Origin of the sequence: Pseudomonas sp. NPDC087803 (genome assembly GCF_044742995.1) — a bacterium.
GTDB lineage: Bacteria > Pseudomonadota > Gammaproteobacteria > Pseudomonadales > Pseudomonadaceae > Aquipseudomonas.
Map to the genome: position 1 here is coordinate 23,940 of NZ_JBIUVO010000057.1, position 10,432 is coordinate 34,371.

General features: G+C 61.2%; 9 protein-coding genes. 7 read left to right on the top strand and 2 right to left on the bottom strand.

Features of this window, described 5'->3' with window-relative positions; genetic code table 11:
• The first annotated feature begins 100 nt into the window (after nt 1-100).
• The 7 genes from ACIOUG_RS21700 to ACIOUG_RS21730 all read left to right on the top strand — a co-directional run bounded on the left by ACIOUG_RS21700 (nt 101) and on the right by ACIOUG_RS21730 (nt 8,570).
• Nucleotides 101-823, top strand: coding sequence for a response regulator transcription factor (locus tag ACIOUG_RS21700; protein ID WP_401068550.1), 723 nt, complete (start codon nt 101-103; stop codon nt 821-823).
• Nucleotides 810-2,234, top strand: a complete 1,425-nt coding sequence (locus ACIOUG_RS21705) for a histidine kinase sensor domain-containing protein (RefSeq protein ID WP_401068551.1) — start codon at nt 810-812, stop codon at nt 2,232-2,234. Before ACIOUG_RS21700 ends, ACIOUG_RS21705 begins: the two co-directional genes overlap by 14 nt.
• Nucleotides 2,235-2,436: 202 nt before the next feature.
• Nucleotides 2,437-3,339 (top strand): cysteine synthase CysM, encoded by a 903-nt coding sequence (cysM, locus tag ACIOUG_RS21710; RefSeq protein ID WP_401068563.1) that lies wholly within the window; start codon nt 2,437-2,439, stop codon nt 3,337-3,339.
• Nucleotides 3,339-4,715 carry a 23S rRNA (uracil(1939)-C(5))-methyltransferase RlmD gene (rlmD, locus tag ACIOUG_RS21715; protein ID WP_401068553.1) on the top strand — a complete coding sequence of 459 codons (1,377 nt, stop codon included), beginning with the start codon at nt 3,339-3,341 and terminating at the stop codon, nt 4,713-4,715. The genes cysM and rlmD overlap by 1 nt, the downstream gene beginning before the upstream one ends.
• Before the next feature lie 101 nt (nt 4,716-4,816).
• Nucleotides 4,817-7,060, top strand: a complete 2,244-nt coding sequence (relA, locus tag ACIOUG_RS21720; protein WP_095137164.1) for a GTP diphosphokinase — start codon at nt 4,817-4,819, stop codon at nt 7,058-7,060.
• 107 nt (nt 7,061-7,167) lie between these two features.
• Nucleotides 7,168-8,001 (top strand): nucleoside triphosphate pyrophosphohydrolase, encoded by an 834-nt coding sequence (gene mazG / locus ACIOUG_RS21725; RefSeq protein ID WP_401068555.1) that lies wholly within the window; start codon nt 7,168-7,170, stop codon nt 7,999-8,001.
• A 26-nt stretch (nt 8,002-8,027) separates the two neighbouring features.
• On the top strand, nt 8,028-8,570 hold the full coding sequence (locus ACIOUG_RS21730; protein ID WP_007968960.1) for a DUF2058 domain-containing protein: 543 nt from the start codon (nt 8,028-8,030) through the stop codon (nt 8,568-8,570).
• 168 nt (nt 8,571-8,738) lie between these two features.
• Here ACIOUG_RS21730 and ACIOUG_RS21735 read toward each other — a convergent pair whose 3' ends face one another.
• Both ACIOUG_RS21735 and fabB read right to left on the bottom strand, forming a co-directional pair.
• Nucleotides 8,739-8,927 carry a hypothetical protein gene (locus ACIOUG_RS21735; protein ID WP_401068556.1) on the bottom strand — a complete coding sequence of 63 codons (189 nt, stop codon included), beginning with the start codon at nt 8,925-8,927 and terminating at the stop codon, nt 8,739-8,741.
• A gap of 389 nt (nt 8,928-9,316) precedes the next feature.
• The coding region (gene fabB, locus ACIOUG_RS21740; protein ID WP_401068557.1) for a beta-ketoacyl-ACP synthase I at nt 9,317-10,432 on the bottom strand (1,116 nt) is incomplete at its 5' end.

Consider the following 10,432-nt stretch of genomic DNA (forward strand, 5'->3'; position numbering starts at 1 on the left):
CGGTGCGGGCGGGCGCGTTTGTCCGGCAGGCCAACCTTGGGTTGCCCCATTGCGGGCAATCTTGAATAATCGGCCAACTGAGAATTATTTGCAGATACTCATGACTCTTGTCTCCACCGATTCGCCACGCATTCTTGCCATCGAGGACGACCCGGTTCTGGGCGCCTACGTTCACGAACATCTGGGCCGTAGCGGCTTTGCGGTGACCTGGTGCCAGAACGGCCAAGAAGGGCTGAACATCGCGCGTCACCAGCCGTTCGACGTGGTGCTGATGGACATTCTGTTGCCGGGGCTCGATGGCCTCAAAGTGCTGACGCAATTGCGCCAGAGCCATTCGACGCCGGTGCTGCTGATGTCGGCCCTCGGCGCCGAGGCCGATCGCATCAGTGGCTTCCGTCTGGGCGCCGATGATTACCTGCCCAAACCGTTCAGCATGGCCGAGTTGCATGTGCGGATCGAGGCGATTCTGCGCCGGGTGGCGCTGGACCGGCGCCCCGCGGCCGTGGCGCCACCTGCCACCAGCGGCGCGCTGCGCTTCGACGATGAACAGTGCGAAGTCTTCTATCACCAGCAGGCCGCCGGCCTGACCCGCAGCGAATATCGTCTGCTGGAAACCCTCAATCGCAACGATGAAGAAGTGCTGAGCAAAGCCTTCCTCTATCAGCATGTTCTGCAACGCGGTTACGCGGCCCACGACCGCAGCCTCGACATGCACATCAGCCAGATCCGCCGCAAACTCAAGGCCATCGGTTACACCGAGCGTGAAGTGCGCACGGTGTGGGGCAGGGGCTATGTGCTGAGTGCATCCGATGAAAGTCTCTGATCTGCCGGGGCGGCATTCGCTGTTCTGGAAACTGGCGTGTCTGCTGGTGGCGTTCTGTCTGCTGATGATCTGGCTGAGTTGGTCGTGGGGCCGCTATATGGAGGAACGCAACCAGTTTCTCTCCGACCAGGCGCGCGGCACGCTGACCCGCTATGCCGGCGAAGCCGAACGGGCGTGGCAGCGCGGCGAGCGCGACGGGGTCGATAACTGGTTGCAGAGCATGGAGTTGCGCGAAGCCGGTTGGGTAGGGGTGATCGACCGCAACCTGCAGTCGTTGAGCAGCGATCCATTGAATGAACAGGAAATCCAGCACCTGACCTTTTTGCGCGGCCTCGACTGGCCGATCCACAAGCAAGGCCGGCCATGGCTGCGGGTGCCGTTTCCCCAGGACCCGTCTGCCGGCAGTCTGGTGATCGAGTTGCCCGAGCGTTTTCTGCCGGGTAAATACCGGGTGTTCTGGCGAGTGATCACCAACGGCGTGATTCCGGGATTGTTCACCTTGCTGCTGTGTGTCGGACTGTATCGCTTGCTGGTGGTGCCGCTGAACAACCTGCGCGAGCAGGCCAACGCCTGGCGCGCCGATCAATTGAATGTGCGTCTGTCGAGCGGGATCACCGAGCGTCCGGACGAACTCGGCGAGCTGGCGCGGGCCTTCGACTCGATGTCCGAACGCCTGCAATCCACCGTCGCCCTGCAACAGCAGCTGCTGCGCGACCTGTCCCATGAACTGCGTACGCCACTGAGTCGCCTGCGAGTCGCCAGTGAAAGCGAGCAGGATCTGCGCCAACTGCGCGAGCGCATCAGTCGTGAAGTCGATGGCATGCAACGCCTGGTCGAAGACACCCTGCAACTGGCGTGGCTCGACACCGAGCGCGCGCCGCTGCCGGACGAAGCGATCCAGATTCAGGCGCTGTGGGAAATGCTCACCGATAATGCCTGTTATGAAAGCGGCTGGCCGAGCCTGCAATTGCAGTGCGCGGTGCCGTCTTCGTGCTGGGTGCGCGGCAACCTCAATACTTTGGCGCAAGCGCTGGAGAACATTCTGCGCAATGCCATCCGTCATTCGCCCGAGGGCGGCATCGTCCGCCTGGATGGGCGGCGTGACGGCGATTACTGGCATTTGTGGCTGGAGGATCAGGGCGGCGGTGTGGCCGAGGGCGATCTGCAACGGATCTTCTCGCCGTTCACCCGCCTCGACGGCTCGCGCCCGGGGGATGGCGGGTTTGGTCTGGGGCTGAGCATTGCGAGGAATGCGGTGCAGCGCCAGGGTGGTTTGTTGTGGGCGGAGAATACCGGGGCAGGGTTGCGGCTGAATCTGCGGTTGATTGCCGATGATGGCGGCGTGGCGGCAGACGCCTTCGCGAGCAAGCCCGCTCCCACAGTGGATGTGTGTCGTCCGCAGATTGTATAACCGACACCACCCCCTTCCTGTGGGAGCGGGCTTGCTCGCGAAGAGGCCCTTCGATTCACCGCGGAACTCAAAAGTCGCACCACTGGTGTGACCTTCATCTGCTTATTCCCATAAACCATAAGCACCATACTTTGCGTGATATGGCCTGCGGACGTTTGCCGGTATGATAGGCGCCCCCGCACGTCTGGATTGCGAATACGCCATGACCCTGCAGTACCCAACCATCGCCGATTGCGTCGGCAACACTCCGCTGGTGCGTTTGCAGCGCCTGCCCGGTGCCACCAGCAACACCTTATTGCTCAAGCTCGAAGGGAACAACCCGGCGGGTTCGGTCAAGGATCGTCCGGCGCTGTCGATGATCACCCGTGCCGAACTGCGCGGGCAGATCCACGCCGGCGACACGCTGATCGAAGCGACCTCGGGCAACACCGGGATTGCGCTGGCCATGGCTGCCGCGATCAAGGGTTACAAGATGATCCTGATCATGCCGGACAACTCCAGCGCCGAGCGCAAGGCGGCGATGACCGCTTACGGTGCCGAGCTGATTCTGGTCAGTCAGGAAGAGGGCATGGAAGGCGCTCGCGATTTGGCTCAGCGGATGGAAGCCGAAGGCCGTGGCAAGGTGCTCGATCAGTTCGCCAATGGCGACAATCCTGAAGCGCATTACACCACCACCGGCCCGGAGATCTGGCGTCAGACCCAGGGCACCATCACCCATTTCGTCAGTTCGATGGGCACCACCGGCACCATCATGGGCGTGTCGCGCTACTTGAAAGAGCAGAGCGACAGCGTGCAGATCGTCGGCCTGCAGCCAATGGAAGGCTCGGCCATTCCCGGCATCCGCCGCTGGCCGCAGGAATACTTGCCGAAGATCTATCAGGCCGACCGCGTCGACCGCATTGTCGACATGGCGCAAAACGAGGCTGAAGACGTCACCCGGCGTCTGGCCCGCGAAGAAGGCATCTTCTGTGGCGTGTCCTCGGGCGGCGCGGTGGCAGCAATGCTGCGCCTGTCCAGAGAAGTTGAAAACGCGGTGATCGTCGCGATCATCTGCGACCGTGGCGACCGTTATCTGTCGACCGGCATTTTCGACGCGCCCAACTGATGGCCAAGCATGAGAGAGGCCTGCGCTTCCAACCCACCGGCGGCAGCAAGGCCGCGCAAATCCCGACCGGCAAAAAGCAGCGCTTGAGCATCGAGCGCCTGGCCAATGACGGTCGCGGCATCGCGTTTTTTGAAGGCAAAACCTGGTTCGTCCTCGGCGCCCTCGCCGGTGAAGAAGTCGAGGCGCGGGTGCTTGGCGCCCGCGGCAAAGTGGTCGAGGCGCGCACCGAGCGCGTGTTCAAGGCCAGCGAATTGCGTCGTCCGGCAGCCTGTCAGCATGCCGGCCGCTGCGGCGGTTGCAGCGTGCAACACTTGCCCCACGCCGAACAGCTTGCCCTGAAACAGCGCATGCTCGCCGAGCAGCTGTCGAAGGTCGCCGGGGTCGAACCTGACGAATGGGCGGCGCCGTTGACCGGTCCGGAGTTCGGCTATCGCCGCCGGGCGCGGATCGCCGTGCGCTGGGACATGAAAGCCAAGCAGCTTGAAGTCGGCTTCCGCGCTGCCGGCAGCCAGGACATCGTCGCCATCAACGAATGCCCGGTGCTGGTACAGCCCTTGCAGCCGATCATGACCCGTCTGCCGGAAATGCTCCGTCGTTTGAGCAAACCGCAGGCGCTGGGGCATGTCGAGTTGTTCAGCGGTTCATCACTGGCGGTGTTGCTGCGGCACATGGCGCCGTTGTCCGAAGCCGACCTGACGATCCTCAAGGATTTCTGCCAATTTCATCATGCGCAGCTGTGGCTGCATGGCGAAGGCGAGCCGCAACCGGTGGATGCCACGCAGTCGCTGGGCTATCGCCTGGAACAGTGGGATCTGGATCTGGCCTGGCGGCCGGGGGATTTCATTCAGGTCAACGCCGGGGTCAATGAGGCGATGGTCGCGCAGGCGCTGGACTGGCTGAAGCCGACCGCTGACGAGCGCGTGCTCGACCTGTTCTGCGGTCTGGGTAACTTCGCCTTGCCACTGGCCAAAAGCGTGCGTGAAGTGGTGGCGGTGGAGGGCGTGCAAACCATGGTCGACCGTGCCGCTGCGAATGCCGCTAGCAACAATTTGCATAACACAAAGTTTTTTCAAGCCGATTTATCCCAGCCTTTGACCGATGCTCAGTGGATCGGAAACGGCTTTTCTGCGGTACTCTTGGACCCACCGCGTGACGGTGCTTTCGAGGTGGTGCGCAAGCTCGCGACCCTGGGTGCCAAACGGTTGGTGTATGTATCGTGCAACCCGGCAACTCTGGCGCGCGATACGGTCGAATTGATCAAGCAGGGCTACCGGTTAAAACGTGCCGGGATTCTCGATATGTTTCCTCAGACGGCACATGTCGAGGCCATGGCGTTATTTGAAGCGAGCCAGGATGGCTCGTCTGAATCCGTCTGACCTGTCCGGGCGGCGCTCGCTTTAGCCCCGCGAGCGCATCCGGGCATTGGGGGTCAGCGATTTGACGCATTGAATCTGCGTCGTAGGGAAGGTAAAGCAGCATGGTACAGGTGAGAGCACACCAGCCGATCAACACTGACGGCAGTATCAATCTCGAGGCTTGGCTCGATCACGCGGTCAGTGTCGACATGGCGCTGGATCGCGAAGCCTTGAAAGAAGCCTGCGAGTTCGCTCGCGAGGCCGAACAGCAGTCCAATGCCAAGAAGAATCTGTGGGCCGAAGGCTCCGGCAGTTTCAGCACGGGACTGGAGATCGCCGAGATCCTCGCCGACCTCAAGCTCGACCAGGACTCGCTGGTCGCGGCGGTGCTGTATCGCGGCGTCCGCGAAGGCCAGATCGAACTCGCGGCGGTTGGCCAGCGCTTCGGTCCCGTCGTTGCCAAGCTGATCGACGGCGTGCAGCGCATGGCGGCAATCAGTGCCAGCCTCAGCCCGCGCCAGTCGATGGTGATGGGCACCCAGGGCCAGGTGGAAAACCTGCGCAAGATGCTGGTGGCGATGGTCGACGACGTGCGTGTCGCGCTGATCAAACTGGCCGAACGTACCTGCGCCATTCGTGCGGTGAAAACCGCCGACGACGAAAAGCGTAACCGCGTCGCCCGGGAAGTTTTCGACATCTATGCGCCGCTCGCGCATCGGCTCGGCATCGGTCATATCAAGTGGGAGCTGGAGGACCTGTCCTTCCGTTACCTGGAACCCGATCAATACAAACAGATCGCCAAGCTGCTCCACGAGCGGCGGCTGGACCGTGAGCGGTTCATCAGCGATGTGATGACCCAGCTCAAGGACGAATTGCAGGCCACCGGCGTCGACGCCGACATCAGCGGCCGGGCCAAACACATCTATTCGATCTGGCGCAAAATGCAGCGCAAGGGTCTGGAATTCAGCCAGATCTACGACGTGCGCGCCGTGCGCGTGCTGGTGCCGGAAATGCGCGACTGCTACACCGCGCTCGGCATCGTCCACACCCTGTGGCGGCACATCCCGAAAGAATTCGACGACTACATCGCCAACCCGAAAGAGAACGGCTACCGCTCGTTGCACACCGCTGTAATCGGTCCGGAAGGCAAGGTTCTCGAAGTGCAGATCCGTACGCACTCGATGCACGAAGAAGCCGAACTCGGCGTCTGCGCGCACTGGCGCTACAAGGGCACCGACGTCAAATCCGGTTCCAACCACTACGAAGAGAAAATCTCCTGGCTGCGGCAGGTCCTCGAGTGGCACGAAGAGCTGGGCGATATCGGTGGTCTGGCCGAACAGCTGCGGGTCGATATCGAACCGGATCGGGTCTACATCTTCACCCCGGACGGTCATGCCATCGACTTGCCGAAAGGCGCGACGCCGCTGGACTTTGCCTACCGCGTGCACACCGAAATCGGTCACAACTGCCGTGGCGCGAAGATCAACGGCCGGATCGTGCCGCTCAACTACAGCCTGCAGACCGGTGAACAGGTCGAGATCATCACCAGCAAGCACGGTACGCCGAGCCGCGACTGGCTGAACCCGAACCTGGGCTACGTCACCACCTCGCGGGCGCGGGCGAAGATCGTTCACTGGTTCAAGTTGCAGGCCCGTGACCAGAACGTCGCGGCCGGTAAAACCCTGATCGAGCGCGAACTCAATCGCCTCGGTCTGCCGGCGGTGGATTTCGACAAGCTGGCCGAAAAGGCCAACATGAAAACCGCCGAAGACATGTTCGCCGCCCTGGGTGCCGGCGACCTGCGTCTGGCGCAACTGGTCAACCTGGCGCAGCAACTGGTCGAGCCGGAACGCGGCAACGAACAGCTGGAACTTATCCCGCGCAAGGCCACGGGCTACAAGCCGGGCAAGCGTGGCGATATCCAGATCCAGGGCGTCGGCAACCTGATGACGCAGATGGCTGGCTGCTGCCAGCCGCTGCCGGGCGACGCGATTGTCGGCTACATCACCCAGGGTCGGGGCGTGAGCATTCACCGGCAGGACTGCGCCTCGGTGCTGCAACTGGGCGGCCGCGAGCCGGAGCGGATCATCCAGGTCAGTTGGGGGCCGGTGCCGGTGCTCACCTATCCGGTGGACATCGTCATCCGCGCCTACGACCGTTCCGGTCTGCTGCGTGACGTCTCGCAGGTGCTGCTCAATGAGCGGATCAACGTGCTGGCGGTCAACACCCGCTCGAACAAGGAAGACAACACCGCGCTGATGTCGCTGACCATCGAGATCCCCGGGCTGGATGCTCTCGGGCGCTTGTTGGGGCGGATTTCGCAGTTGCCGAACATCATCGAGACGCGGCGTAACCGTACCCCATAACGCGGTCCCCTGTAGGAGCTGCCGCAGGCTGCGATCTTTTGACTTTGTTTTCAAGATCAAAAGATCGCAGCCTGCGGCAGCTCCTACACGGTTGAGTGAGATTTTGTATGTACAGCCTTGAAGACCTGCTCCACCTCATGAACCGCCTGCGCGACCCGCAGTACGGTTGCCCGTGGGACATCAAGCAAACCTACGCGACCATCGTCCCGCACACCCTCGAAGAAGCCTACGAAGTGGCCGATGCCATCGAGCGCGGCGACTTCGATCACTTGCAGGGCGAGCTGGGCGATCTGCTGTTTCAGGTGGTCTATTACAGCCAGTTGGCCCGGGAAGAAGGGCGCTTTGAATTCGCCGGGGTGGTCGACAGCATCACCCGCAAGCTGATCCGCCGTCATCCGCACGTATTCCCCACTGGTGATCTGTATGCGCCGCTGGACGTGCCGCGTCTGAGCGAAGAACAGGTCAAGCAGCGCTGGGAGGAGATCAAGGCCGAAGAGCGCGCCGAGAAATCCGCCGCGCCCGAACAGCTGTCACTGCTCGACGATGTGCCTGCCGCGCTGCCGGCACTGTCGCGTTCGGCCAAGTTGCAGAAGCGCGCCGGGCAGGTTGGCTTCGACTGGCCGGATGCACTGCCGGTATTGGACAAGGTGCGCGAAGAGCTCGATGAAGTGCTCGAAGCCATGTCCGGGAACGATCCTGAAGCGGTAGCTGAGGAGATCGGCGATCTGCTGTTTTCCGTGGTCAATCTGGCCCGGCATCTGAAAGTCGATCCGGAAACCGCACTGCGCGGCGCCAACGCCAAGTTCGAACGACGTTTCCGATTTATCGAACAGGCATTGCGCGACACCCGTCGTCCCATGGAAGATTGCACCCTCGAAGAGTTGGACGCCCTGTGGGGTGAAGCCAAACGCCAGGAAAAGAATGTGCCCAGCTGCGGCTGAGCCGTTGCCCAAGTGAGTAAGCATTAATGAGCCTTTCCCTTCGCGACCAGTTGCTCAAAGCAGGCCTGGTCAACCAAAAGCAGGCCAAGCAGGTCAGCAAAGACAAGCAGAAGCAACAGCGTCTGGCCCACAAGGGGCAGGCCGAGCTGGATGATTCGCAGCAGCGCGCCGCTCAGGAAGCCATGGCCGAGAAGGTCAAGCGCGACCAGGAGCTGAACCGTCAGCAGCAGGAGAAGGCCGAGGCCAAGGCCCGCGCCGCGCAGGTCAAGCAGTTGATCGAAGTCTCGCGTCTGCCCAAGCTGACCACCGAGGACTATTACAACTTCGTCGACGACAAGAAGGTCAAGCGCATCTCGGTCAACACGCTGATGCGCAACAAGCTCAGCAGCGGATCACTGGCGATCGTGCACCATGCCGGCGGCTATGAAGTGATCCCCCGTGAAGCGGCCCTGAAGATCCAGGAGCGCGACCCGCAGCGTATCGTGCAGCTCAACGTGCAGACCGAAGAGGTCAATGCCGAGGACGATCCGTACGCGGCCTACCAGATCCCTGATGATCTGATGTGGTAAATCGATAAAGCTGTAACAACGACAAACTGTGGCGAGAGAGCTTGCAACTGTGGCGAGGGAGCTTGCTCCCGCTGGACTGCGTAGCAGGCCCCTGCTCTTGAGTTAAAGAACAGGGCCGCTTCGCGCCTCAGCGGGAGCAAGCTCCCTCGCCACAGGTTCAATATTCGCCTAAGCGGTTTTCAGATCCCGTTGCTGTTCTTGCAGTTCCAGTTCGGCCTTGTAGTTGTGGGCGTCGATCTCGTTATGGAACATGCCGACCAGCAAGTCTTGTTGATGCACATCCCAGATCCGTACACCGGCGGCTACGCCTTCATGGGACATGTGTGAATCGTCGCGTTCAGTTACTTTTACAGTCATCTGCTAGCTCCAAATCTCAAGTTATCTGCAGCAAGGCGTGTGCAGGACTCTTTTATATGATTTGTTAGCTTGCTAAGTAAACGCTTGATTTGCGCAAGGTGTTGTTGCGGTTTTTGCAACAGTGCTGCAGCCCGCTAAATCCGCGACATTCGGTCGCAGGGCGGGAAGTTGCATGACAGAAGTTTCATTTTCAGACTAACGCAATCCTGTGTAGGAGCTGCCGCAGGCTGCGATCTTTTGACTTTGATATTTAAAAGACAAGATCAAAAGATCGCAGCCTGCGGCAGCTCCTACATGGGGGATTTGTGTCCGCCATGAGTTTTGTGCAGGCCAAAAAAAACGCCCCGAACCAGTCGGGGCGTTTTCATGTGTGGCTCAAGCCTGGGGAATTACTTGCCTTCCCAGCGCTTCAGCACCAGCGTGGCGTTGGTGCCGCCGAAGCCGAAGCTGTTGCTCATCACGGTGTTGATGGTGGCGTTCTCGCGGGTCTTGGTCAGCACCGGCAGATCGGCCACTTCAGGGTCCAGTTCGTCGATGTTGGCGGAACCGGCAATGAAGTTGCCTTCCATCATCAGCATGCAGTAGATCGCTTCGTGAACGCCGGCGGCGCCCAGGGAGTGACCGGACAGGCTCTTGGTCGAGCTGATCGCTGGAGCCTTGTCGCCGAACACTTCACGCACACCTTTCATTTCCGCGACGTCGCCGACCGGAGTCGAGGTGCCGTGGGTGTTCAGGTAGTCGATCGGGGTGTCGACGGTGGACATTGCCATCTGCATGCAGCGGATCGCGCCTTCGCCACTTGGGGCAACCATGTCGTAGCCGTCGGATGTTGCGCCGTAGCCAACGATTTCAGCGTAGATCTTGGCGCCACGGGCCAGAGCGTGTTCCAGCTCTTCAACCACGACCATGCCGCCACCGCCGGCGATGACGAAACCGTCACGGTCGGCGTCGTAGGCGCGGGAAGCTTGTTCCGGGGTGTCGTTGCGCTTGCTGGACAGGGCGCCCATCGCGTCGAACAGGAACGACTGGCTCCAGTGCTCTTCTTCACCGCCACCGGCGAAGACGATGTCCTGCTTGCCCATCTGAATCTGTTCCATAGCGGTACCGATGCAGTGAGCACTGGTGGCGCAGGCAGACGCGATGGAATAGTTCAGGCCCTTGATCTTGAACGGCGTGGCCAGGCACGCGGAAACGGTGCTGCTCATGGTCCGCGTTACACGGTATGGGCCAACGCGCTTCACGCCTTTCTCGCGCAGGATGTCCAGCGCTTCCATCTGGTTCAGGGTCGACGCGCCGCCCGAGCCGGCGATCAGGCCGGTACGCGGGTTGGACACTTGCTCTTCGGTCAGGCCGGAGTCAGTGATGGCGTCTTTCATGGCCAGGTAGGCGTAAGCCGCTGCGTGGCCGACGAAACGATAGATCTTGCGATCAATCAGTTCTTCAAGGTTGAGGTCGATGGAGCCGGAAACCTGGCTACGCAGACCCATTTCAGCATATTCCGGGTT